23 protein-coding genes are annotated in these 24,193 nt (G+C 56.3%); 13 read left to right on the top strand and 10 right to left on the bottom strand.

The window, feature by feature from the left end:
- Positions 1–1,190: TRAP transporter large permease (locus WBC85_RS10870; protein ID WP_424436634.1), on the top strand; the 1,190-nt coding region annotated here is incomplete at its 5' end.
- The gene (locus WBC85_RS10865; protein ID WP_424436631.1) at positions 1,163–1,861 is read left to right on the top strand and encodes a hypothetical protein; all 699 of its coding nucleotides are present in this window, start codon (positions 1,163–1,165) and stop codon (positions 1,859–1,861) included. The genes WBC85_RS10870 and WBC85_RS10865, both read left to right, overlap by 28 nt.
- A gap of 10 nt (positions 1,862–1,871) precedes the next feature.
- On the opposite strand, the gene WBC85_RS10860 is transcribed toward WBC85_RS10865, so the two are convergent.
- Positions 1,872–4,157, bottom strand: coding sequence for an adenosylcobalamin-dependent ribonucleoside-diphosphate reductase (locus WBC85_RS10860; RefSeq protein WP_424436628.1), 2,286 nt, complete (start codon positions 4,155–4,157; stop codon positions 1,872–1,874).
- A 176-nt stretch (positions 4,158–4,333) separates the two neighbouring features.
- Here WBC85_RS10860 and WBC85_RS10855 point away from each other — a divergent pair, with 176 nt between their 5' ends.
- Complete coding sequence (locus WBC85_RS10855) at positions 4,334–4,762, top strand: DUF1489 family protein (protein WP_424436625.1); 429 nt, start codon at positions 4,334–4,336, stop codon at positions 4,760–4,762.
- 97 nt (positions 4,763–4,859) lie between these two features.
- Entirely contained in the window at positions 4,860–6,134 is a 1,275-nt protein-coding gene (locus tag WBC85_RS10850) for a glycerate kinase type-2 family protein (RefSeq protein ID WP_424436622.1), read from the top strand.
- Between the two features lie 46 nt (positions 6,135–6,180).
- Here the strand turns inward: WBC85_RS10850 and WBC85_RS10845 are convergent, their stop codons facing one another.
- The 5 genes from WBC85_RS10845 to hisS form a co-directional block, all read right to left on the bottom strand.
- A complete protein-coding gene (locus WBC85_RS10845) occupies positions 6,181–7,785 on the bottom strand; it encodes a GMC family oxidoreductase (protein ID WP_424436619.1) in 1,605 nt (534 codons plus the stop codon).
- A 27-nt stretch (positions 7,786–7,812) separates the two neighbouring features.
- Positions 7,813–9,693 carry an alkyl/aryl-sulfatase gene (locus tag WBC85_RS10840; protein ID WP_424436616.1) on the bottom strand — a complete coding sequence of 627 codons (1,881 nt, stop codon included), beginning with the start codon at positions 9,691–9,693 and terminating at the stop codon, positions 7,813–7,815.
- 177 nt (positions 9,694–9,870) lie between these two features.
- Positions 9,871–10,566 carry an ATP phosphoribosyltransferase gene (gene hisG / locus WBC85_RS10835; protein ID WP_424436613.1) on the bottom strand — a complete coding sequence of 232 codons (696 nt, stop codon included), beginning with the start codon at positions 10,564–10,566 and terminating at the stop codon, positions 9,871–9,873.
- Positions 10,563–11,627: an ATP phosphoribosyltransferase regulatory subunit gene (locus WBC85_RS10830; protein WP_424436610.1), complete on the bottom strand. Its 1,065-nt coding sequence runs from the start codon at positions 11,625–11,627 to the stop codon at positions 10,563–10,565. The genes hisG and WBC85_RS10830 overlap by 4 nt, the downstream gene beginning before the upstream one ends.
- A 2-nt stretch (positions 11,628–11,629) precedes the next feature.
- The gene (gene hisS, locus WBC85_RS10825; protein WP_424436607.1) at positions 11,630–13,135 is read right to left on the bottom strand and encodes a histidine--tRNA ligase; all 1,506 of its coding nucleotides are present in this window, start codon (positions 13,133–13,135) and stop codon (positions 11,630–11,632) included.
- A 110-nt stretch (positions 13,136–13,245) separates the two neighbouring features.
- Here hisS and WBC85_RS10820 point away from each other — a divergent pair, with 110 nt between their 5' ends.
- Both WBC85_RS10820 and WBC85_RS10815 read left to right on the top strand, forming a co-directional pair.
- Positions 13,246–13,455: a SlyX family protein gene (locus WBC85_RS10820; RefSeq protein WP_424436604.1), complete on the top strand. Its 210-nt coding sequence runs from the start codon at positions 13,246–13,248 to the stop codon at positions 13,453–13,455.
- 21 nt (positions 13,456–13,476) lie between these two features.
- Positions 13,477–13,692 (top strand): DUF6552 family protein, encoded by a 216-nt coding sequence (locus WBC85_RS10815; protein WP_424436601.1) that lies wholly within the window; start codon positions 13,477–13,479, stop codon positions 13,690–13,692.
- Here the strand turns inward: WBC85_RS10815 and WBC85_RS10810 are convergent.
- The gene (locus WBC85_RS10810) at positions 13,689–14,822 is read right to left on the bottom strand and encodes a hypothetical protein (RefSeq protein ID WP_424436598.1); all 1,134 of its coding nucleotides are present in this window, start codon (positions 14,820–14,822) and stop codon (positions 13,689–13,691) included. The two genes, WBC85_RS10815 and WBC85_RS10810, sit on opposite strands and share 4 nt — an antisense overlap.
- 153 nt (positions 14,823–14,975) lie before the next feature.
- Between WBC85_RS10810 and WBC85_RS10805 the strand changes: the two genes are divergently transcribed.
- Together WBC85_RS10805 and WBC85_RS10800 are read left to right on the top strand one after the other, a co-directional pair.
- Complete coding sequence (locus WBC85_RS10805) at positions 14,976–15,635, top strand: ABC transporter ATP-binding protein (protein ID WP_424436637.1); 660 nt, start codon at positions 14,976–14,978, stop codon at positions 15,633–15,635.
- On the top strand, positions 15,632–18,034 hold the full coding sequence (locus WBC85_RS10800; RefSeq protein WP_424436595.1) for an FtsX-like permease family protein: 2,403 nt from the start codon (positions 15,632–15,634) through the stop codon (positions 18,032–18,034). Before WBC85_RS10805 ends, WBC85_RS10800 begins: the two co-directional genes overlap by 4 nt.
- A 2-nt stretch (positions 18,035–18,036) precedes the next feature.
- Here the strand turns inward: WBC85_RS10800 and WBC85_RS10795 are convergent, their stop codons facing one another.
- Complete coding sequence (locus tag WBC85_RS10795) at positions 18,037–18,810, bottom strand: sulfite exporter TauE/SafE family protein (RefSeq protein ID WP_424436592.1); 774 nt, start codon at positions 18,808–18,810, stop codon at positions 18,037–18,039.
- A 157-nt stretch (positions 18,811–18,967) separates the two neighbouring features.
- On the opposite strand from WBC85_RS10795, the gene WBC85_RS10790 reads away from it, so the two are divergent.
- Both WBC85_RS10790 and WBC85_RS10785 read left to right on the top strand, forming a co-directional pair.
- Positions 18,968–20,656 carry an acyl-CoA dehydrogenase family protein gene (locus WBC85_RS10790; RefSeq protein ID WP_424436589.1) on the top strand — a complete coding sequence of 563 codons (1,689 nt, stop codon included), beginning with the start codon at positions 18,968–18,970 and terminating at the stop codon, positions 20,654–20,656.
- Positions 20,657–20,805: 149 nt separating this feature from the next.
- The gene (locus tag WBC85_RS10785) at positions 20,806–21,141 is read left to right on the top strand and encodes a carboxymuconolactone decarboxylase family protein (RefSeq protein ID WP_424436586.1); all 336 of its coding nucleotides are present in this window, start codon (positions 20,806–20,808) and stop codon (positions 21,139–21,141) included.
- Here the strand turns inward: WBC85_RS10785 and WBC85_RS10780 are convergent.
- The gene (locus WBC85_RS10780) at positions 21,138–21,548 is read right to left on the bottom strand and encodes a universal stress protein (protein ID WP_424436583.1); all 411 of its coding nucleotides are present in this window, start codon (positions 21,546–21,548) and stop codon (positions 21,138–21,140) included. The two genes, WBC85_RS10785 and WBC85_RS10780, sit on opposite strands and share 4 nt — an antisense overlap.
- A 172-nt stretch (positions 21,549–21,720) precedes the next feature.
- Here WBC85_RS10780 and WBC85_RS10775 point away from each other — a divergent pair, with 172 nt between their 5' ends.
- The 3 genes from WBC85_RS10775 to WBC85_RS10765 are packed head-to-tail and all read left to right on the top strand — an operon-like array spanning position 21,721 to position 23,792.
- Positions 21,721–22,230, top strand: coding sequence for an SRPBCC family protein (locus tag WBC85_RS10775; RefSeq protein WP_424436580.1), 510 nt, complete (start codon positions 21,721–21,723; stop codon positions 22,228–22,230).
- 12 nt (positions 22,231–22,242) lie between these two features.
- Entirely contained in the window at positions 22,243–22,596 is a 354-nt protein-coding gene (locus WBC85_RS10770) for a YciI family protein (RefSeq protein ID WP_424436577.1), read from the top strand.
- Positions 22,593–23,792, top strand: coding sequence for an RNA polymerase sigma factor (locus WBC85_RS10765; protein ID WP_424436574.1), 1,200 nt, complete (start codon positions 22,593–22,595; stop codon positions 23,790–23,792). The genes WBC85_RS10770 and WBC85_RS10765 overlap by 4 nt, the downstream gene beginning before the upstream one ends.
- Here the strand turns inward: WBC85_RS10765 and WBC85_RS10760 are convergent.
- Positions 23,779–24,153 (bottom strand): hypothetical protein, encoded by a 375-nt coding sequence (locus tag WBC85_RS10760; protein ID WP_424436571.1) that lies wholly within the window; start codon positions 24,151–24,153, stop codon positions 23,779–23,781. The two genes, WBC85_RS10765 and WBC85_RS10760, sit on opposite strands and share 14 nt — an antisense overlap.
- Positions 24,154–24,193: the final 40 nt, after the last annotated feature.

The following is a 24,193-nucleotide window of genomic DNA, read 5'->3' as shown; positions in this document are numbered from 1 at the left end:
CTGTACGCCCCGCAGGCGATGCGATGATTACCACAATCTGGACAAGCTCCAGCTCATGGACATTGACCGCTTTGCCTCTGTTCATCTGGATGGGCGAAATTCTCTATCGCACCCGATTATCCCAAGACATGTTTCGCGGCCTTGCCCCCTGGATGCGCTGGCTGCCCGGTGGCCTACTGCACACAAACATCGCGGGCTGCACAATTTTCGCCGCCGTATCCGGCTCCTCCGCTGCGACCCTGACAACCGTCGGAAAAATGTCGATCCCGGAACTGCGCAAGCGTGGCTATCCTGAATATATGATTATCGGCACGCTCGCAGGCGCTGCTACCTTGGGCCTGATGATACCACCTTCGCTCACGCTGATTGTCTATGGCGTGTCAATCAACGAAAGCATCATCAAACTCTTCATGGCAGGCATCATTCCGGGCCTCGTGCTCGCCAGCCTTTTCATGGCCTACATCATGGCATGGCATTTCTTCCGCCCGCACGAACGCCCCGCACCGGAACCCGCGATGAGTTTCGGGCATATGCTGGCTGAGTCCCGCTTTCTCATCCCCGTTCTGCTCTTGGTCTTCGCCGTCATCGGTTCCATGTATTTCGGGTGGGCCACCGCGACAGAGGCTGCTGCCGTAGGCGTGCTAGGCTCGCTCACCCTCGCCGCTTTCCAACGTTCGCTCTCTGCCAGCGTCTTTCTGGAAAGCCTCATGGGCGCAACCCGCACCTCTGCGATGATCGCGCTTATCCTGATGGGCGCGGCCTTCCTGTCGCTCTCCATGGGCTTCACGGGCCTGCCGCGCGCCCTTGCTGCGTGGATCGACGAAATGCAGCTTTCACCCATCACCCTGATCGCGGCACTCACCGTCTTTTATATCATCCTCGGCATGTTCCTTGACGGCATTTCATCCGTCGTCCTGACCATGGCGATTGTCGAACCGATGATCCGCCAAGCAGGCATTGACGTGATCTGGTTCGGCATCTTCATCGTGGTCGTGGTCGTTGTCGAAATGGCGCAAGTGACGCCGCCGATCGGTTTCAACCTCTTCGTGCTTCAGGGCATGACGCGTCACGAGATCGGGTACATATCAAAAACCGCAATCCCGATGGTTGGCCTGATGCTGCTCATGGTGGTCATCCTTGTGGCCTTCCCAGAGCTTGCGACATGGCTGCCCGAGAACGTCCGGCAATAGCGATGCACGTTGCCCTGTCGATCCTGCAACTGGACACAGCATTTCCGCGTGTTCCGGGGGATGTCGGTTGCCCCGAAACCTATCAAGGTGAGGTTGAGATTATCCGCATTCCCGCCGCGACGGTTTCCAAGATCGTCACGGATAGGCCCGACAACATCGACATCACCCCATTTGAGACAGCCCTGAAACGCGCCAAAGGCGATGTCATTGCGACATCCTGCGGGTTCCTGTCTTACTGGCAAACCCACCTCGCGGCGCAAACTGATCGCCCCTTCGTCAGCTCGTCCCTTATCGCGCTAGCGGATCTTGGTGCTCGCTATCAACCCGAAGAACTGATGATCTTGACCTTTGATGCGACCCGTCTTGGAACCCGGCATCTCGGCACGCGTGCAGACTATGCAACCAGCATTATTGGTCTGCCAGAAACCTGCCACCTACGCGATGTCATCAGTAACAATCGGGCGGAACTGGACCAAGTACGTGCCAGCGCTGAAATCTGCGCGCATGTCGCAGCACAGATCAAACCATCGCACAAACACATCCTGTTGGAATGCACAAATCTGCCGCCCTACAAGGCAGCCCTGATCCAAAGAACAGGCCTGCCCATCACCGACATTCTAAGCGTGATCGAAACGCGGCGCGCGGGTATTGTGCGTTCAGCGTTCCTCTGAACCGCTCAGATCATCCGCACTTGGAATGACCGCAGCTTCCGCAGGTCATGCAACCCTCGACCATCCGCAGATCATATTGACCACAGCTTGGGCATGCCTTGCCGCGGTTTGGCGTCATCCCGATAACCTGCGCTTGCGGATCGCTTTTCAGGCCCATGCCTTCACCTTCAAGAAAGCCGATCTGGATCATATGCTGTTCCAGAACGCCGCCAATCGCTGCAAGGATGGAAGGTATATACTTACCGCCAACCCATGCACCACCGCGTGGATCGAAGACCGCTTTCAGCTCTTCAACCACAAAGGTCACATCTCCGCCGCGACGGAACACAGCCGACATCATCCGCGTCAATGCGACGGTCCAGGCAAAATGCTCCATGTTCTTGGAATTGATGAACACTTCGAACGGGCGACGACGCCCGCCGACAATCACATCATTTACGGTTAGATAGATCGCATGTTCAGAGTCTGGCCATTTCAACTTGTAAGTCGCGCCCTCCAAGGACTGCGGACGATCCAAAGGCTCGGACATGTAGACCACATCGCCATGCGGGCGCTGTGGCTCTGCGTCCGTATTGGCGATGACTTCGGGGGCATCTTTGGGCTCGCTTACGCTCAAAACAGACCCGGTCACATCGTTCGGGCGGTAGGTCGTGCAGCCCTTACAGCCGCTATCCCACGCCTCCATGTAGACCTCTTTGAAATCATCAAAGCTGATGTCCTCAGGACAATTGATCGTCTTGGAAATAGAGCTATCAACCCATTTCTGCGCCGCAGCCTGCATGCGCACATGGTCCAGCGGTGCCAGCGTCTGCGCGTTCACAAAATAATCCGGAAGCTCTTTATCGCCAAACTTGTCACGCCACATTTGCACAGCGTAGTCGACGACTTCTTCTTCCGTACGTGATCCGTCCTTTTGCAAAACTTTGCGCGTGTAGGCATAGGCGAACACCGGCTCGATGCCCGAAGATACGTTACCTGCATAAAGGCTGATCGTGCCCGTCGGTGCAATCGAGGTCAGCAAAGCGTTGCGAATACCATGTTCGCGGATCGCTTCGCGCACATCTTCGTCCATATCTTCCATTGCGCCGCTGGCTAGATACGCCTCTGCGTCGAACAAGGGGAACGGACCCTTTTCCTTGGCCAATTCCACTGACGCCAGATAGGCGGCGCGGGCGATCGCGTGCAACCATTCGTCCGTCTGACGCGCCGCTTCCTCGGATCCATAACGCAAACCGACCATCAACAACGCATCGGCCAGACCGGTAACCCCCAGACCAATCCGTCGCTTTGCAGCCGCTTCGCGCGCTTGTGCTTCAAGCGGAAAACGCGATGTATCCACGACGTTGTCCATCATACGCACGGCCGTCGCGACCAGTTCATTTAACGCGACAATGTCAAGCGAGGCTTCAGCTTCAAAAGGATCCGCAACCAGGCGCGCCATGTTGATAGAGCCAAGCAAACACGCGCCGTAGGGTGGCAAAGGCTGCTCGCCGCAAGGGTTCGTTGCTGCAATCGTCTCGCAATACCCAAGGTTGTTGGCCTTGTTGATACGGTCGATGAAAATCACGCCCGGCTCGGCATAATCATAGGTGCCCTTCATGATCTTGTCCCAAAGATCACGCGCGTTCACCGTGCGATAGACTATGCCATCGAACATCAAATCCCACGTCCCGTTTGCCTTCACCGCTTCCATAAACGGATCGGTAATCAGCACAGAAACGTTGAACATACGCAAGCGCGCTGCATCGGACTTGGCAGTGATGAAATCTTCGATATCAGGGTGGTCACAGCGCATCGTTGCCATCATCGCGCCGCGACGCGAACCTGCGGACATAATTGTGCGGCACATCGCATCCCAGACATCCATGAACGAGAGAGGGCCGGAAGCATCTGCCGCCACGCCCTTCACATCCGCGCCTTTGGGGCGAATGGTCGAAAAATCGTAACCAATGCCACCGCCCTGCTGCATCGTCAGCGCCGCTTCTTTCAGCATCTCGAAAATGCCGCCCATGGAATCAGGAATTGTGCCCATAACAAAGCAGTTGAACAGCGTCACATTGCGTGCGGTACCTGCACCTGCGGTAATGCGGCCTGCTGGCAGGTATTTGAAATCTTCAAGCGCAGCATAGAACTGCTCTTCCCAATGCTCGGAATCTTCTTCGACTTTCGCCAGATCTTTGGCGATGCGGCCCCATGTGTCCTCGACCGTAGCATCAATGGGGCTGCCGTCCGCTTGTTTAAAGCGATACTTCATATCCCAAATTTGCTCGGCGATTGGGGCAGCAAAACGATTCATCAGACGATTCCCTTGGTGTGCAGCGGATTTAACAAGTCTACTACAGATGGTATCCATAGGCAGCAACGAGCTTTTGGGTCAAAATACAGGAGTTGTGAAAACGTCATGAAATTACCACACCTTGATGTTGCTCTCAAACTGCATACCATATGTAGTGCAAAACTGGGAAACTTTCTGTGAACACACACATAAACCTTATTAAACTGAGTGTTGGCACAGAATCGGTCGAGGGACTGGAAGACTGGCAACAGATGCGCGCCGCTGCGTCGGACGGTTTGCACCGCCACGTCACCCGAATGTGGCCCAAACGCGAAGAAGAAATTCTGAAGGGCGGGTCGATTTACTGGGTCATCAAAGGCGTCATCCAAGCCCGCCAGCCCATCCTACGTCTCGATGAAGTGATTGGCGACGACGGCATTCGCCGATGCGCCATCGTGATGAAACCGGGATTGATCCTGACCCAACATGCCCTGAAACGACCCTTTCAAGGCTGGCGTTATCTCAAACCCGAGGACGCGCCAGCAGACCTGCCAGAGGGTAAATCCCATGAAGAACCAATGCCAGCGGAGCTAAGCGCCGCACTGGCGGAAATCGGTGTGCGCTAGAAAAATTTCGTGACCGGTTTTCGAAGGTGGCCGAAACCCTGGAATAGCTACAAATTCGAAAAACGCGCGATCCTTACAAAAAACAGGGATGAATTAGATGGCCAATCACGCAGCTCAGCCAAAAGACTTTCTGACCCAATTGTTCAAAGAGGCCGTCGCAACCGCCGATCCGATGCGCGTTGTTGCCCAACACCTGCCGCCCCGCCCAACGGGGCGCTTGGTAATCGTCGGTGCGGGTAAGGCAAGCGCGCGCATGGCCGAAGCTGTCGAGGCTGAATATGGCCCCTGCAAAGGGTTTGTGATTACAAGATACGGCTATGAGCGCCCGACAAAAAGCATCGAAATCGCGCAGGCTGCGCACCCTGTCCCAGATGCGAACGGACAAATGGCGACGCAGCGCCTTCTGGAAAAGGTCTCCGATCTCACTGCCGATGACACCGTGATCGCCCTAATTTCGGGCGGTGGCTCTGCCTTGCTTTGCGCGCCAACCCCCGGGCTTACCCTGGCGGATAAGATTGAAGTCAATCGCGCTTTGCTCGCGTCAGGCGCGGCAATCGGGGACATGAACGTCGTGCGCAAGCATCTCAGCTGCGTCAAAGGCGGCCAGCTCGCCGCCGCTTGCTATCCCGCCCGTTTGCTAACGCTGCTGATCTCCGATGTGCCCGGGGACGACCCCGCGGAAATCGCCTCTGGCCCAACTGTAGGTGACAAGAGCACTCCGCAGGATGCGCTGGCAATTCTTGAACGGCATAAAATTCCAGTTGCACCAAATATCAGACAGGCCATCGCGAATGACTCCCACGTGATCCATCCAGATGACCCTCGCCTTGCGCGGGCCGAAACGAAGATCATAGCTGCGCCCTCCCATTCCCTCGCAGCCGCTGCCGCCATCGCTTCCAACGAAGGGCTTGATGTTCGCATCCTTGGCGATGCGCTAGAGGGCGAAGCGCGCGATCTGGCTGTGGAGCAGGCCGAATTCGCCCTTTCGCTACAATCAAAGCTGGCAAAGGGGGACAAGCCGATCCTGCTACTGTCAGGCGGAGAATGCACCGTCACGCGGCGCGGCGACGGCGTTGGTGGGCCAAACGCAGAATACGTGCTTTCGGCAGCGGTCACATTGAACGGACAGGCGGGAATTCATGTGCTTGCCTGTGACACTGACGGAGTGGACGGCGCTGCCGAAGTCGCAGGTGCCTACGCAGGACCAGACATGCCCGCCTTGGCCCGAAACGCAAAAACCGATCCGCAAACTGCGCTCGCAAACAACGACGCGCACACCTTTTTTGCCCGAATAGAAAGCCAGATCATCACGGGACCGACACTCACAAACGTCAACGATTTTCGGGCGATCCTTATTTTGCCGCAGGCGTAAGGTAAGTACGGAAGCATTTCATCGACAAACCGCCCGAAGGCGCGTTCTAGCCATTCAAAATCGCATCTGCCGCTTTATCCGCGATCATCATGGTCGGCGCATTGGTGTTGCCTGACACAAGCGCTGGCATGATAGAGCAATCTGCAACGCGAAGCCCCTCGACGCCGTTAACCCTCAGTTGCAAATCGACCACGGACGAAGGCGTCGGGCCCATCCGACATGTGCCAGCAGGGTGAAAAATCGTACGCGCCTGCGCGCGGATCGCATCATCCAGATTGTTAGAGCCGACAGAGGTATTTACGCCCTCGCCAGGCCATATCTCATCGCCGACAATGTCCCGAAGCGGTGTTTGCGCAAAGATATCCTGCGCAAGGCGCACACCACGTCGCAGCGTGTCCAAATCCTCGGGGTGCGCCAATGCGTCCGCGATGAAGCTTGGCTGATCCGCAGGGTCGCGCGATTGCAAGCCAAGGCGCCCGCGCGATTTGGGGCGCATCGTCATCGGATGTACCTGCACCGCCTGACAGGCCATCGGTGGCTGTCCTGGTCTGCTCGGCGCGAAGGGTGCAAAGTTAAACTGCACGTCTGGGCGACCGTCCCCGTCGGTGTCTGCGCAGGCCCCTGCATCCAGAATATTCGAGGTCAGCAATCCACGGCGAAACAGAAAATAATCAATTCCGTTCTTGATCGCGGCGAACCCTTTGTCCTGCCCGTATAGACCCTTCATGCCCGTCAGCATCCGTGTCACAGGTGCGCCAACATGATCTTGGTAATTGGCACCAACTTCAGCTGCGTCATGGACGACATCAATGCCATGGCGCAGCAGCTCAGCCCTTGGCCCAATGCCCGAAAGCATCAACAGCTTGGGACTATGAAAGCTACCGGCTGTCAAAACGATCTCACGCGCAGCGCGGATCAAAATGTCGTTTCCAGCGCTATCCTTTGCTTCAACTGCACGCGCGCGGCGACCTTCAATGCGCAGCCGCTGCGCCATCAATCCCGTCAGGACCTGCAAGTTTTCCCGCCCAAGCTCCGGCTTCAAAAAACAATGGGCTGCTGATTGGCGTTGCCCGCCATGGGCGGTCACCTGATACCAACCCGCACCTTCCTGCGTGCCACCGTTGAAATCATCCGTCGCGGGAATGCCCGCCGCAATCGCGGCCTCAATAATACGCTTTGAAACAGGATGCGGCGCTGAAGGATCTGAAACAACCAACGCCCCCTTTGTCCCATGAAACTCATCCGAAAAGCGCGCGTTCTTTTCTTGCCGGCGGAAGATCGGCAAAACATCCTTATAAGCCCAACCCGTGCATCCATGAATGTCCGCCCAATCATCATAATCCCGTGCTTGGCCGCGCATGTAGATCATCCCGTTTACGGACGACCCGCCCCCCAGAACACGCCCTTGCGGAACGTTGAATGGCAAGCCACCAAGCGAGGCATCAGGCTCGGATGTTACCGCATCGGCGTCCTGCCCCTGCAACGCTTTGAAGAAGGTTCCCGGGATATGAATCCAGCGATTGGTATCCCCGCGCCCCCGTTCCACCAGCGCAACGCTACCCCCGCTTTGCGCAGCAAGGCGCGCGGCCATGACACAGCCAGCAGACCCACCGCCAACGACCACATAGTCAAAGTCTAACGTGCGGGTCATGCTTTGGGTTCCCTTTTGATGAATGTCCTATGGCGTAACAATATTGAACCAGAAATCAAAACTGTCATGCAGGTCTAACCACCGCGTGACCACCGCGGTATCACCCTCAACGATCACGCCTTCTTTCATCGCGTCTTCGATCGAAAGCTTTCCACCGCCAAGCGCTTCAAGCTGTGCTTGCGATATCGTGATGCTGGCCTGTGCATTGCTCGCCAAATGTCCCTCGCGCACAAAGGCAACCTGACGACAAACCGTGACCGCCGCCTGCGCATTATCCACATTGAAATTGAGCGTCAGATCAACGCCGCGCGCGCGCTCGGGGTTCAGGCGCAGCGCAAAAGCGTTGAACCAATCAGTCAGGCTCAGCGTCGCGGCAAGATCCTCGATCCGCCCCCCCGTCATGGGCAAACGTGTGATACCTTCGGCAACCTCTTTGGCACCCGAAAGATAGGAGTTTCGCAGGATACCCGATTCCTCGCGATAGCCTTGATGGCGATACACTTCCGCCAAAAGCCTGCGCGCATCCTCGCTCGCGCAGCCTGCAAAAACCATGTGATTCAAGACAGTCGCAGCCCATTGCAGATCATCGGACTCAACCGCCTTTTGCGCAACCAACAGCGCCGCATCAGCACCGCCGACAGCATCGACAAATCGCGTGCCAAGTTGCGCGGGCGACAGTGGATCAATGTTGACGGGCTGGCCATCGAAAAACCCGTAATACATTTGATACACCGCGCGCGCATTGAATTTGAGCGAACCATAATACCCGCGCGCGTGGAACTTCTCGCTTAGCCAGTCAGGCTCTTTGATAAGCTCTGCAATCTCGTTTGGCGTATGTCCAAGGTTTGCGAGACGCAATGTCTGATCGTGCGTGTACTTATAGATGTCCCGCTGTTCAGCCATGTAACTCATGACGTTTTCCTGCCCCCAGACAGGCCAGTTGTGCGAGTTGATTAACACATCCGTCTTAGCGGAAAACAACAGTAAGGCTTCGTCGATTGTTTGCGCCCAAAGCAAAGCATCACGCACCTGTGCGCCGCGTGGGGGCAGAATGTTATGCATGGTTTGCGTGCAAACCTCTGCCATGCACAGAACCTTGTGATCCGGCAGGTAAAAGGTGAATTCGGCTGGGGCTTCTGTACCGCTTGCCATCTGGAACTGGATGCGAACCCCGTCGATCACACGCTCTTCACCGGTTTCACAAATGAACTCGGTTGGCTCCACAAACGTGCGCGTGCCCTTGGCAACGGTCTTGCCAATGCCGCCATCGATGACGCCTTCGGGGCTGGGCTCCAGCGTCAATCCAAACTGATAAATCGCACGGCGTGACGTATGATTGCCGCCAAGCACCCCTTCGGACGCCGCATAGGTCATAAACTCGTCTGGCGCGTAGATCACAGGGTTATCGCCCGTCACGCCCTTAAGGCCGCCAAAATGATCTGGATGCGTATGGGTGACGAGCACTGCGCTAACGGGCCGCGTGCCCAACGTATCATTGAGCAGTTTCAACGCAGCGGCGGCAGACTCCGCTGTCATCAATGGATCAACCAGAATCCAGCCACTCTCGCCCCGAATAATCGTCATATTGGCATAATCGCAAGCACGGGCCTGCCAAACGCCATCGACCACTTCGAACAGCCCAGATATCTTGTTAAGTTGCCCCATGCGCCAAAGCGACGGATTCACACTGCTTGGGCAATCCGCTTCAAGGAAATCAAAATCCGCAATGTCCCACGCCTTGCGTCCGGCCGCGTTCAACACACCACCCTCGGGCAAGGACGCGATCTGTCCGCGACACGCCGCTTCAAAATCATCGCGATTGGCGAGCGGAAGGCGCGTGGCAACGTGGGCATTTACCTTGGCCGTCGCCGCCCCCAGGGCTGCTTTGAGCTCTTCGATGGATTTCATTCAGATTACCCTTCCTGCAACTATCGTAGGCATCAGCGCACGAGTGAATAGGCTGCTCAACAAAAGCAGCGCTATTTTACTTATCATGTGAATTAATTTCACTCGGGGCAAGAATATCTTAACCCATACCGCCTGAATTAAGCATTCTCGCGCCCGGATGAACGGGCGCGATTGCCTTCAACCCAGCTTCAGTGTCTCAAGCAGACTTGCAAAATCATCGCGCTCTGCATCGCCCATTCCAGCTGACTTTGAGCGGAACAAGGTCGCTTGTGACTTCAGCACCGGCCCGTCATCCAACAGGCGCAAATGATTGGCGCGCAGGGTTTCACCAGTCGATGTAATATCTGCTACAGCCTCAGCCGTTTCGTTCTTTACCGTGCCTTCTGTCGCGCCTTGGGAATCCACAAGCTGATAGTCCGCAACTCCGTTCTGACGCAGGTAATCGCGGATCAAACGGTGATACTTGGTAGCAATGCGCAATCTAAAGTTGTTTCGCGCGCGAAACATTGCGGCGGCAGCATCAAGGTCATCCAGCGTGCGCACATCAACCCAAAAGTCAGGCACGGCGATAATCAGGTCGGCATGACCAAACCCGAGCGGTGCCAGTTCCTCAACGCGTTGTTCCCAACCGCTAAGCTTTTCGCGGATCAAATCAGTGCCCGTGACGCCCAAATGAATGCGCCCCGCAGCAAGCTCTCGCGGGATTTCTCCAGCCGAAAGCAGCACAAGTTCAACACCCGAAACACCTTCGACAACGCCCGCATATTCGCGTTCTGATCCGGCCTTGCTTAATCGCACACCATGCGCGGCGAACCAATCGAATGTCTTTTCCATCAAACGGCCTTTGGATGGCACTCCCAGCTTGATACTCATGCCGCGCCCTCCAGGATCATCAACAGATCGGGGCGAATGACACCGCCCACCGCTGGAATTTCAGCCCCCTGCCCCAAGCGCCGTGTAAGCGCATCATAACGCCCGCCCGTCGCAATTGGCGGCAGATCGGCGCGTGTTTCCGCATAAAAGCCAAAAACAAACCCGTCGTAATACTCCATCAAACTGCGGCCATAGCTGGTTTCGAATTCCAGCTGGTCCACATCCACGCCGCGCACCCGAAGCGCAACCATGCGCGCATTCAAACGTTCCACAGCGGCACTGATCGCTGGCAAATCAACCGCCAGATCACGAAGCTGTTCCAGCGCGAAAGGTAGCATTTCGCGCACATTCAAAAGTGCCTCGATCAACTCGATTTCGCGGGGCGAAATGGGCGGCGTTTCTGCATCAATGCGCAGGGCCTCGAGCCGCGCTTCGACCTCTGCCTTGCTACGCAGGCCAATCTCTGGCGCGACGCCCTCAAACGGATTGCTCGCATCCAGTATCTCGCGCTTGACCGCGGGTTTGGAATAGCGGTCCAGAAGCGCGCGGAACCTGCGGGGGCGCCAGATATGACGCAGCAACGCACCCTTGCGCGCCTCGCTCGTTTCAAGCGCTGAAACAGCAGCCACAAGGATGCCGATATCCCCTGTAGACGCACGCACAGGCGCATCGCTCAAGGCCTGTGCAATCAGCGCGAAAACCTCGGCATCCGCCGAAATCGGCTCGGCCCGATCGAACACTTCATAGCCAACCTGCGCATACTCATTCGCGCGGCTTTCATCCTCTTCCTGACGACGAAAAACCGTGCCCGCATAGGTGTAGCGGGCAGGCTCTGCGCCATCGGCCATATGCATCTGTACCACTGGCACCGTAAAATCGGGACGCAACATTTGCTCGCCGCGCGCAGCATCAGACGTAATATAGGCCCGCGCACGAATGTCTTCGCCATAAAGGTCCAACAACGTGCCGGCAGGTTGCAAGATCGACGTCTCAATCGGCACAGCGCCCAAGGATTCAAAACGTGCGCGCAGCGCATTCGCTTTTGCAGTTACGCCGTTCATGCCTACTCAGCCTCTTGGTTGTCAGTGGTTTGGCTTTCCAGAATTTCGCGCACCTTCGCGACCAATTGCTCGCGTGGCACTTCATATTGGCTGGGGCGGTCTTTCCATTCTTCAAGCGTCGCGCTTTCGGCAATCTTCGCGCCAAGGATCAGGTCCTTGATCTGGATAACGCCATTCTCTTTTTCGTCCCCGCCTTCGATAATCGCGATGGGCGAGTTCCGCTTGTCCGCATATTTCAATTGGTTGCCAAAGTTCTTGGGATTGCCCAGATAAACCTCTGCACGGATACCCGCATCGCGCAGCTCCGCGACCATGCTTTGATAATCCGACATGCGGTTCTTATCCATGACAGTCACCACGACAGGACCGCTTGAATGGCTCTTTACACGGCCCTTCATACGCAGCGCAGCGAGCAGGCGATCAACGCCGATGGACACGCCCGTTGCGGGTACTTCCTGACCTGTGAAACGCTTCACCAGATCATCATAGCGACCCCCACCCGCGACAGACCCAAAGTTGCGTGGACGCCCCTTTTCATCTTCGATCTCGAAGGTCAGTTCAGCCTCGTAAACAGGGCCGGTGTAGTAGCCAAGACCGCGAACGACAGACGGGTCGATCTCGATCCGATCAGAGCCATAGCCCTGCGCCGTTAGCAACTCGGCGATGGTGAGCAATTCGTTCACACCTTCCTCGCCAACGCGCGATCCTTGAACCAATTCGCTTAGACGCGCCGCAGTCGCCGTGCCTGTTTCGCGCTTGGCATCCATAAAGCCCATGACGATGTCAGCCTGTGCATCGCTTAGCCCAGCACCTTTGGTGAAATCGCCGCTTTCGTCTTTGCGGCCCTCGCCAAGAAGCGCGCGCACACCGTCGACGCCAAGGCGATCCAGCTTGTCAATCGCGCGCAGAACAATGCCGCGCTCGTCCGCTTTATCATCGCCCGCGATGCCGCAGACCTCCATGACACCGTTCAAAACCTTACGGTTGTTGACACGGATAATGTAATCGCCCCGCGCGATGCCCACGACTTCCAAAGTATCAGACAACATCGCGCAAATCTCTGCATCCGCCGCAACGCTGGATGCGCCAACGGTATCCGCATCACATTGATAGAACTGGCGATAGCGCCCCGGCCCCGGCTTTTCATTGCGCCACACCGGCCCCATCGCATAGCGGCGATAGGGGGTGGGCAAATCATTGCGGTTCTCTGCATAGACCCGCGCCAACGGCGCCGTCAGATCATAACGCAGCGCCAGCCAATCGGCATCGTCGTCCTCTTGCCACGCGAACACACCCTCATTGGGGCGATCCACGTCTGGCAGGAACTTGCCCAGCGCCTCGACCGTCTCAACAGCCGAGCTTTCAAGCGCGTCAAAGCCATAGCGATGATAGACCCCTGCAATCTTTTGTAGCATCTCTGCGCGCTCTGTTACCTCTGCGCCGAAATAGTCGCGAAATCCCTTTGGCGCGGCGGCCTTGGGGCGGGGGGCTTTTTTCACTTTGGCCATGATGTCTCTCTCTCATTGGCTAGGATGCCTGCCCTTTACCGCCCATCGGCTAAGGGGGCAACAGTGCAACGGGAATTGCGCAGGATGCAGCGCCATGATAGCGCGGCAATATGAGTGATACACGTATTCAAGCCCTGGAAGAAAAGACAGCGGAACTGTTAAGAACAGCAGATGAGTTGTCTGATATTGTTGCACGTCAGGAACGCGAAATTGCGGTTCTGACGCATCGTGTGCAAATGCTGATGTCGCGCGAAGGTGAACGTGAGGCACAGGGTGGCGGTGGAATCGTGCTCGGCGACGAAAGACCGCCGCATTATTGAAAACCAAATAGAGTGGCTCACATGAAACCCGTAGACATTGTAAAATGGATTGCCACTGTCATTCAGCTTATCGGCTATGGCCTCACTGGGCTAAATATCGTGCCTTGGAACATCGCCGCATTCGTCATTGGCATTTTCCTGTGGTTCATCGTCGGCGTCATGTGGAAAGACCGCGCGATTATGGTTGTTCACATTGGCGCATTCATCGCAATCATCGGGGGCTACCTCGGATCTTAACCTTTGCGATCCGCAGCGAGCACCCATCCCTTGTGCAACAGCACGTTTGACCATGTCGAATTGCTGCCAATACGATCATAAATCGAAATAAAGACGGTATCTTTTTCAAGCAAACCGATCTTGGCACCGCAGGCTTTCTTTCTACCGACGCCGCACACCGATTGCTTCACACCCTCATAGGCCTTGTCCGTCGTGCTGTAGGGCTGAACGGAACTAGGCAGGCCATAGCGCAATTGTTCATGCATTGTCGGGCTGCCGAACAGCGCGAGCGCCGCTGTGAAAGTGCGGGCGCAATTATCGTCGAACCCTGTCACATAAAACGGGCGTGCACCCGCCGCGCTTGGATTGCTATCAAACATTTTATAGCCGCGGCCGCGTTCGGGGAACTTGCCAACCTCTTTACCCAAACGCCCGCTTGGCAGATCGCAAACACGCGCCACCGCACCGGACGGCAAGGTGGAACCGTATGGAACGATTTGAACATCTGGTCCCTTGTGCGCGCGTGTGCGTTTTGCGAGCACTGATTGTTTTGTTTCGCGCGCGGATGGAGCGGATGGCGCAGTGACAGGGCCAAGCGAGGCAGTTTGCACGTCTGGCTCGTCTGTCAGGCTTTGCTCTTTGGCACGTGCGCCTGCAAGCAGGCCGAACAGACCTTTGCGCGGTTTCGCCTGTGCTGTAGGCGCGCTTGCTGTAACAGCTTCGACCTTTGCATTTTCGACAATTGCTTCACCTGCCGCATCCTGCGTAGGTTCTACTGTCACAATCTCCTGGACAGGCACGGCGGCTTGGACATCCTCTTTCGCACGCAAAAAGCCGAACAAGCCGCGTTTTTCAGTACTCGGCACCGGCGCTGCTGCCACCTCCGAGGATAGCGCGGCGCTCACCGCACCATCTGTTCCCTCAAGGGGTGCCGTTTCCAGTGCCACAACAGGTGCTGCTTCTTCTTTTGCCCCGAACAGGCCCGAGAACAAGCCTTTCGGCGTACTGCCTTGCGTTGGATCGGGCAACGCGCCTACCGTGACTGCGTCATCCGCCAGCTCGACCGAAGACAACTTGTCCACCTTCGCCAAAGGGTCACCGCAGGCTGCAAGCATTGTTAGGGCTGCAAATACTGTAAGCGTCTTATTCAATCGTCAATCCACGCACTTGGAGGGCAAGCAATAGAGCGGGCTTTTAAAGGAATTCAAAGCGCTCGTAAACGCCGCGTTAAAGATGCGGCAGTGCTCCGCTTGTATCGCCGCGCCCAGCGCTATCTAAAGGGCTAAGTAATGTTGGAGGCCGCAATGCTTTTGAAAGCGCAGAACGTTCATAAAAGCTATATCGCTGGTTCAGGTAGCGTCGATGTATTGCGCGGTGTTTCTCTTGATCTGGCAGAGGGGCAAAGCCTTGCGTTGATGGGCGAGTCTGGATCAGGCAAAAGCACGTTGCTCCATTTGATCGGCGGGCTAGACGTTCCAAGTCGTGGCGCGATTCATATTAGCGGCGCGCTGATGTCCGATCCTAGTGATACCAAACGCGCGGGGCTCAGGCGGCAAAAGGTGGGGATCATCTTTCAGCAGTTCAATCTGGTTCCAAGCCTGAATGTCGCCGCGAACATCAGTTTTCAAGCGCAGCTTGCAGGAACGCATGACGCAGATTGGTGCGCATCGCTGGCGCAGCGCATGGGGCTTGAGGATCACCTGAATGCCTATCCCGAAGCGCTTTCTGGCGGGCAACAACAACGCGTGGCTATAGCCCGCGCGCTTGCCGCCAAACCAGCGTTGATCTTGGCGGATGAGCCCACGGGGAACCTGGATGAGGACACAGCGCAAACCGTATTGGCGTTGCTTTTAGAGATCACCCGCGAAACCAGCACGGCGCTGCTGATGGTCACCCATTCCAGCGCGCATGCGGGCGTTCTTGATCGCCAACTCGTCCTTAAGGGCGGGGTCATCGCGACATGAATTACCGCCCTGCCCAGCGCGCGCTGCTTTCGCATTGGCTACGTAACCCGTTGCAACTGTTTACACTGTTCGTCGGTTTAGCCTTGGCAACAGCACTTTGGACGGGCGTGCAGGCGATCAATTCAGAAGCGCGTGCAAGCTACGGCGCAGCCGCCGCACAGGTGACACAAGGCCAGATGGATCGACTGGTCGCGAAACAGGGCGCCGCACTCGTGACGCGGGATTTCACCGCGTTGCGCCGCGCTGGATGGCTGGTGTCCCCGCGAATTTCGGGCGAGCTTGTGGTTGATGGAAAAACACTACACTTGCTTGGCATCGAGCCGCTGACATCCCCCGCGACAAGCATAGCCAGGGATTTGCAATCACTGCCCTTGGAGCGTTTCTTTTCTAATCGCGGCTTTGCTTTGGTTGCGGCGGACGTGGTTGAGGCAATGCAGACCATGGGAATCGAACATACGATCGACGCCGCCCTGCCAAGCGGTACTGCCATGGTTGATATCGGGCTAGCTGCGCGGCTTTTGAAACGCGGCGATGCTTTGGACTATTTGGTGATTTTGCCCGATCAACCGATTGGCAGGACTGAGTTAAACGAAGTTACCCCACATCTAACGCCGATCACGCAGCAAACCGGAAATGATGACATCGCGCGTTTAACAGACAGCTTTCATCTTAACCTCACTGCCTTTGGCCTGCTTTCCTTTGCGGTCGGCCTGTTCATCGTTTACGGCGCGATTGGTTTGGCGTTCGAGCAGCGCCGCGCTATGTTTCGCACCTTGCGGGCGCTTGGGGTGTCCTTGCGCGCGTTGATTGTCATGTTGATCGGTGAACTGCTCATCTTTGCATCGCTTGCCGGATTGTTTGGCGTATTGCTTGGATATCTCATCGCTGCGGCCTTGCTTCCAGATGTCGCGGCAACCCTGCGCGGGCTTTATGGCGCGGAACTCACAGGCGGTTTGCAAATCCGCGCGAATTGGTGGCTATCCGGTCTTGCCATGGCAATCGGGGGTACATTGATCGCCAGCGCTGGCACGCTGTTTCGTCTGTCGCGCGTGGCATTGATGGAGGCTGGAACTCCGCAAGCATGGGCAAGCGCGGCGCGGCGCATAATTGCGATGCTGGCTTTGGCTGGGACGGTTCTGCTGGCGCTTGCGTTCGGATTAAGCCTGACGGCGACAGGTCTGTTGCAAGGTTTCATATTGCTCGGATGCCTTTTGATCGGAGCCGCGTTTCTATTGCCTTGGCTCCTAGATCGCGCGCTGGCCTTCATGGAGCGCCGCACTCGGGCCGCCTTGCCCCATTGGTTCTGGGCGGACACGCGTAGTCAGGTGCCGGGTCTATCAATGGCTTTGATGGCGCTCTTGCTGGCAATCGCGACAAACGTGGGCGTCAGCACCATGGTGTCCAGTTTCCGACTGACCTTTACAGGCTGGCTGGATCAGCGGCTTGCCTCTGAACTTTACGTAACTGTGGAAACAGAGGCACAAGCGGACCGTTTGCAAACCATATTGAATGGCAAGGTTAACGCCATTCTACCGATCATCAGCGCGCCAATTCGCCTGAACGGGCAATCGGGCGAGGTCTTTGCGATAAAGGATCATGCGACCTATCGCGATCACTGGCCGCTGCTTGAACAGGCCCCAAATGCATGGGACGCGCTACAACAGCCGAATGCGGCATTGATTAACGAACAACTTGCCTTGCGCGCAGGATTAAGTGTCGGCGATACGGTCCCCGGCGCGCAAGACCAACGTATCGTCGGGATCTATTCGGATTACGGCAATCCTGCTCCGCAAATGATTATCGGGCTAGAGCCATTTCGCGCGCTTTACCCTGATACGCCTGCGCTACGTTTTGGTCTGCGTGTAACAAGCGATCAGGTAGAGGCGATCACAACGCTTTTGCAAAGCGAATTTGACCTGCCAGACACAGCAATCGCGAACCAAGCCAAAATAAAGGCGCTCTCGCTCGGGATCTTCGAGCAGACTTTCACAGTCACTGCCGCGCTAAACGTTCTGACGCTTAGCGTCGCGGGATTTTCTATCATGATGAGCCTGCTAACACTAAGCCAGATGCGGCTTCCGCAGCTGGCCCCTATCTGGGCGCTCGGGATTACCCGCGCACAGCTAGGACGCTTGGAGCTAATGCGTTCTGTTGTTCTGGCCGGATGTGTAACCTGCTTGGCAATTCCCTTAGGGCTGGCGCTGTCGTGGGCCCTTTTGGCGGTCGTCAACGTTGCGGCCTTTGGCTGGCAATTGCCGATGTTCGTCTTTCCGAAGTCATACATATTGCTGGGTTTGATCGCAGTTCTTGCAGCGATCATCGCTGCCAGCTGGCCGGCTTTGCGCCTTGCCCGTACAGCGCCACATCATTTGCTACAGGTCTTTTCGAGCGGGCGTTGACGTCAGCCAAAGAAGCCGCGGCGCAAAAGGTTAAGTCCGCTGATGATGAGCACGATCAATGTCACTTTGCGAAACGTCGCCTGATCGACGCGGTCCGAAATCCGCGCGCCGATCCACATGCCCAAGATCGCGGGCAACAACAGTGCGAGCGAGAAAGGGAGCGTTTGTGCATTCAATATGCCCGAGTGCGTATGCGCGATCACCAGCAAGACCGCACCCAAGCCGTAGATCACACCCTGCGCCAGCATCTGCTGCCGCTTTTCAGTGCCAATCGCCGTGAGATAGGCCACGGTCGGAGGCCCCCACATGCCCGAGATGCCACCGACAAAACCAGCAAAGGCGCCAACCAGAGCATCAAGACGCGGGCTTTGTGCTGTGTTGCCCGGCGCTGGTGCGCGTCCTGAAAGTTGCCAGAGCGCAAAGAACGTCACCGCAGCCCCCATGCCCAGCAAGAGCGCTTGCGTTGACAGGATCGGGACAAGCTGTGCCGATGAAAAAATCATAACCGCGCCGACAGCTAGAAAGACGCGAAATCGCTTTACGGCATCCCAAACCGCCGACAGACCGTAGCGCAAGACTTGCATCGCGTTGGTAACAAGCGTGGGAAGCAGCAGCCCCGCCAAGGCCAGTTCGGGTGTCGTAAAGGTGCTAAGCCCCGACAAAAGGATCATAGGCATCGCAAACCCGACAATCCCCTTCACCACGCCTGCCAAAACCGCGATGGCAAAAGCGGCAATCCATAGGCTTAGCGGGAGAATCGAGAAAAACATGTCCATGCTTGCTCATAACAGTGCATGTCGCGGCTGCGTAGGTCAGAAAAGCACCAAATCAATGCGCAAGATTAAAACAATTTTTTGCAAGATTTCGTATTTTTGTTGCGCTGCACGTGCGAAAGGATTAATTGACCCGGAAGCGTTTTAAGGAGTTTTCCCGATGGCCCATGATGGACAGGATATGACAATGAGCACACCCGTGATCCTCCCCGATCTATTGCAGACGACCAAGGCCGCACTTGGTCCCATCGAGGCAATCCTGGAAATTGCGCGCGAAAAACTACGCGCACTGGTAAGCGAAGACGGGCGTGTTTCTAACGTACTTATTGAGGAAAATCAAACGGCTAGCCATGGTCTTGCTTGGGTTGCGACCTATGTTGAAAGCCTGCGCCAGATGCACGGCTGGGCCGAGCGCCAGAACGCACAAGGCAAGCTAGGCGAGCTGGAACAACTGCTGCTTCAAATCTCGTTTGGCGAGTACCTTTGGCAGCTCTATGGCGGCATCCCGATGAATCAGGGAGAAATTCTGCGCTTGCAAGATATCGGCCTGACCCAAGACGATATGCGCGCCATGATGGAACCGGCCATTCAGACGCTCACACAAGGCGGCAACACTCAGGCCGCGCGTTCACGGTTGGTTGAACTGATGCAGGAACAAGCAGGCGCGACTATGTTCGGTGCCTCTGGTCTTGACGAAGAGCTGGAAATGATCCGCGATCAATTCCGCCGTTACGCAGTTGAAAAGGTAGAGCCCTTTGCACATGAATGGCACCTCAAGGACGAGTTGATCCCGATGGAAATCATCGAGGAACTGGCGGAAATGGGTGTTTTTGGTCTGACTATTCCCGAGGAATTTGGCGGCTTTGGTCTGTCTAAAGCATCCATGTGCGTTGTGTCCGAGGAATTGTCGCGCGGTTATATCGGCGTTGGCTCGCTCGGCACGCGTTCAGAAATTGCGGCGGAGCTGATTATCGCGGGTGGAACGGACGAACAAAAAGCCAAATGGTTGCCGCGTATTGCGTCTGCCGAAACGCTTCCGACTGCTGTTTTCACCGAGCCCAACACAGGTTCTGACCTCGGTTCCTTGCGCACGCGCGCTGTGAAGGACGAGAACGGCGACTACAAAGTGACGGGCAACAAAACGTGGATCACCCACGCCGCGCGCACCCATGTGATGACCCTGCTCGCGCGTACGGATTCCGAGACGGACAACTACAAAGGCCTGTCGATGTTCCTAGCCGAAAAGACCCCCGGCACCGACGACGCCCCCTTCCCGACAGAGGGCATGACAGGCGGCGAGATTGAAGTGCTTGGTTATCGCGGCATGAAAGAATACGAACTGGCCTTTGACGGTTTCCACGTGAAGGGTGAAAACCTGCTTGGCGGCGAGGAAGGCAAAGGTTTCAAACAGCTCATGGAGACGTTTGAAAGCGCCCGCATTCAAACAGCGGCCCGTGCAATCGGCGTGGCGCAATCCGCGCTGGACGTTGGCATGCAGTATGCCGAGGACCGCAAGCAATTCGGCAAAAGCCTAATCAACTTCCCACGTGTGTCTGGCAAGCTGGCCATGATGGCCGTTGAAATCATGATAGCACGTCAGCTGTCCTATTTCAGCGCGCGTGAAAAGGACGAAGGTCGTCGCTGCGATCTGGAAGCTGGCATGGCCAAGCTTTTGGGCGCCCGCGTGGCTTGGGCGGCGGCGGACAACGCGCTGCAAATCCACGGCGGCAACGGTTTCGCGCTGGAATACAAGATCTCCCGCATCCTATGTGACGCGCGTATCCTCAACATCTTTGAAGGTGCTGGCGAAATTCAAGCTCAGGTCATTGCGCGTCGCCTTCTCGGGTAGCGTTTGCGTTTTAGCTAAAAGCTTGAGTGACCCCCGGTGCCCTGCACCGGGGGTTTCGCTTTTATTACCCTATATGATTAAGATCAAAGCCATCGCCTGCCTTGCCCTGTTACGCGCAAATCGAACGCGAGAATACAGGAGGCTTTCTAATGGCTTGGAACAAAAAACTAGATGAAACACGCAACCAGTTGCGCAGCCTGAACAAGGCCATTCCCGAAACGGCCAGAGCCTTTGGCGCATTGGGAAAGACAGTCAAAGAGGGTGGCGTGCTGGATTTCAAAACCAAGGAATTCGTCGCCCTTGGAATTGCCGTCGCGACCAAATGCGACGCCTGCATTGCTTTGCATGTCGAAGCGCTGGTACGCGCGGAAGCAACCCGCGACGAGGTCGCAGATGTGCTGGCGATGACAATCCAGATGGGCGGAGGCCCGTCGATGATGTACGCGGCTAAAGCACTGGAGTGCTATGACGAACTGACCACCTAACGCAGCACATGCACACAACATTTCGCATGGCGCACGACGCGCCCTGCGGTTGAACCGATGAAACAATCCTCCAGCCCCGGCTTATGCGATGCGATGACAATGCAATCTGCGTTGATCTTTTTCGCATGCTCTACAATCGAAATATGCGGTTTGCCGTGAATGACAGCTGCGTCGTAGTTGTGACCTGTCTTGTGAGCAAGCATATCCATCGCCTTATTCGCATGCTGCTCATTCGACGCAAGCGTGCCATCAGGCAGGTAGTTTTCCACAAAGCTGGGAATGTCTTCGATAACATTTACAAGACTGATCGTGCCGCCCGCATTAAGCATGTGCCGTGCGGCGTTTAGCGATTGTTCGGCATGATCTATGTGATCTATTGCAATTGGAACAAGGATACGATCGTACATAGCGTTACTCCTTTTCGACTGCCTAAGCGTAAACCCGTTAAAAATTTCCTGCGTTGACTAGGATCAATCCGAAAAAAGTTGAAAAAGTTTTAGGAGGATGTCGATTGTGGGTTTGTCCCGTTCGTCATGTCCATGAAAGCGCTTTTGCTTTTATGCGATAAGGAGACGATAAATGACCCTACTGACAACCGCAGCCATTGGCGCAGGCGTTCTCGCCGCTGCCCTTTTGGCGACCCAGCTTTTGCCCCGCGAGGTGACTGTGCTACGATCCGCACAAGTGCAAGCTAGCCCCAGCGACGTGATCGCGCTGCTGGCTTCGAACGAGGGCTATCAGAAAATAAACCCCTACAAGAGCAGCGATCCCGCTTTGAAGATCACCCTCTTCGGGCCCAGCAGTGGCGTCGGATCTGGATTTCATTTTGACGGCAAGGACGGCAAAGGCAGCCAGACGGTATCTGCTGTCACAGACAGTTCCGTGCGCTACGATATCGACATGGGTGCAATGGGCCAGCCCAAACAGATTGTCGAAGTCCGACCAAGCGCGGGCGGCTCTGCCGTGGAATGGCGTATGGAGGCCGATTTGGGCCGCAACCCGATTGCCCGGATTTTTGGGCTTTTCATGGACGGCATGATCGGGAAAACTCTCGACCAGGGCCTTTCTAACCTCAACACTGCTGCATAAGGAACCAGTTCAATGCGTTATACATTCTTACTTTATTCCAACCCCGCCGACTTTGCCGATATGACCCCCGAGGATTGGGCCGCACAAAAAGAAGTATATGGTGCCTATATCGGTGCGCTGAACCAAGCGGGTGTTTTTGTCGATACCGATTGGCTCAACGGTGTTGAGACTGCCACGACCCTGAGCGCCGCGAGCGGGTCAGTTCAGGTGCAGGACGGCCCCTTTGCTGAAACCAAAGAGACGCTAGGCGGATATTTCGTCATCGACGTACCCGATCTGGATGCTGCTATTGAATGGGCGGGCAAATGCCCGGCCGCACAATACGGCAAGATCGAAATTCGCGCCTCGGCGATGGGCGACGAATGATCCAAGCGGCGCGCGCGGCCGAAACGGCGGCGCGCGCCAGTTATGGACGATTGCTTGCCATATTGGCAGCGCGCAGTTCGGACATTGCCAGCGCAGAAGACGCGCTGAGCGATGCTTTTGCCAAGGCGCTCGCGCTTTGGCCCAAAGAGGGTGTGCCTGACAATCCTGACGGTTGGCTGATGCGCGTCGCGCGTAATCGCTTGATAGATATTCAACGGCGCTCAGCCAAACTTGCACCCGAGGAAGAAGCAACAGAGATGGGCATCGAACCCGCAACAGAAGCGATTCCTGACAGGCGGCTGCAATTGATGCTGGTCTGCGCGCATCCAGCGATTGACCCCAAGATGCATACGCCGCTGATGTTGCAATGCGTTATGGGGCTCGACGCAGAGCAGATCGGGCAGGCTTTTCTGGTTCCAAAGGCAACAATGGCACAGCGCCTTGTGCGCGCGAAAAACAAGATCAAGGTAAATGCCGTTCCCTTTGTTATCCCCGAGCAAGACGCGTTTCGGCCCCGTCTTGGCGCAGTGATGGAAGCGATCTACGCGGCGTATTCAGCAGATTGGTTGGACGCGGGGGATGATCTGGGGATGGAAGCCCTGTTTCTGGCCGACGTTCTCTGCGCCCAGGTTCCCGGCAACGCAGAAGCCTTGGGGCTGGCGGCGTTGCTGGGCTTTGCAGCTGCACGGCGCGATGCGCGCATAAGGGACGGCGCGTTTGTTCCACTGGATGAACAAGACCCAAGGCACTGGAACAGCACCCTCGTGCGCGGTGCGCAAGCGATGCTGCACAAAGCCAGCGCGCTTGGCCAGATGGGGCGGTTCCAGTTGGAAGCCGCTATTCAAGCCGTCCATGCAAGGCGCATCGACGGGGAAGACACCGACTGGCGCGGCGCAGTGCAGCTTTATGCAGGCCTTTGCCAGCTTTTCCCGACGCTCGGGGCGCAGATTGGATATGCCGTCGCGCTAAGCCATGTGCATGGGCCCGAGGCGGGTCTGGCGGTGCTGGATGCACTTGATTCACGCGCCGTTGCGGGGCTTCAAAGCTATCATGCAACCCGTGCCCATCTTTGTTCACAGTTGGGACAGTTGAGCGCTGCCGCTGCTTCTTATGAAACCGCAATCGCGCTGACGCCCTATCCCGCGCTCAAGGCCTTTCTCGATGCAAGGCGCAGCGCACTAATCAAGCGGCTTTAGGGCGCGCGAAGATCATCAGAATTGGCACAATTAGGAAGACCGTCCATTGCGGCAGCACAAAAAGCGCGGCGAAATGGGTGATGTTGTAAAACAAAAAGATCAGTGTAAAGCCAACCTGCATAGAGATAACGAACCACTTCAACGCCTGGTTTGGCGTCCGTGCGAGATAGGCGATTGCCAGAGTTGATAACAGCAGCATTAGCGAAACCATATGCCAGACGACCATCGCGATAGCGCGTATCGCAGGATCGAGCGTTTCGGCCTGCATAATCGGTGACATGATGTCGCCAGTCCCGAGAAAAAGATGAACAGCACTCGTCAAGCCCATCAAGCCGGCGGCAATCCACATTAGGTATTTCATTTCCGATCCTCCATACGTAAGCGTATAGTAAGTGATCTTG

This window comes from Planktotalea sp., from assembly GCF_049680325.1.
Classification (GTDB): Bacteria; Pseudomonadota; Alphaproteobacteria; order Rhodobacterales; family Rhodobacteraceae; genus Planktotalea.
Note: the sequence above shows the minus strand (reverse complement) of the source record. Positions and strands in the feature narration are given on the sequence as shown.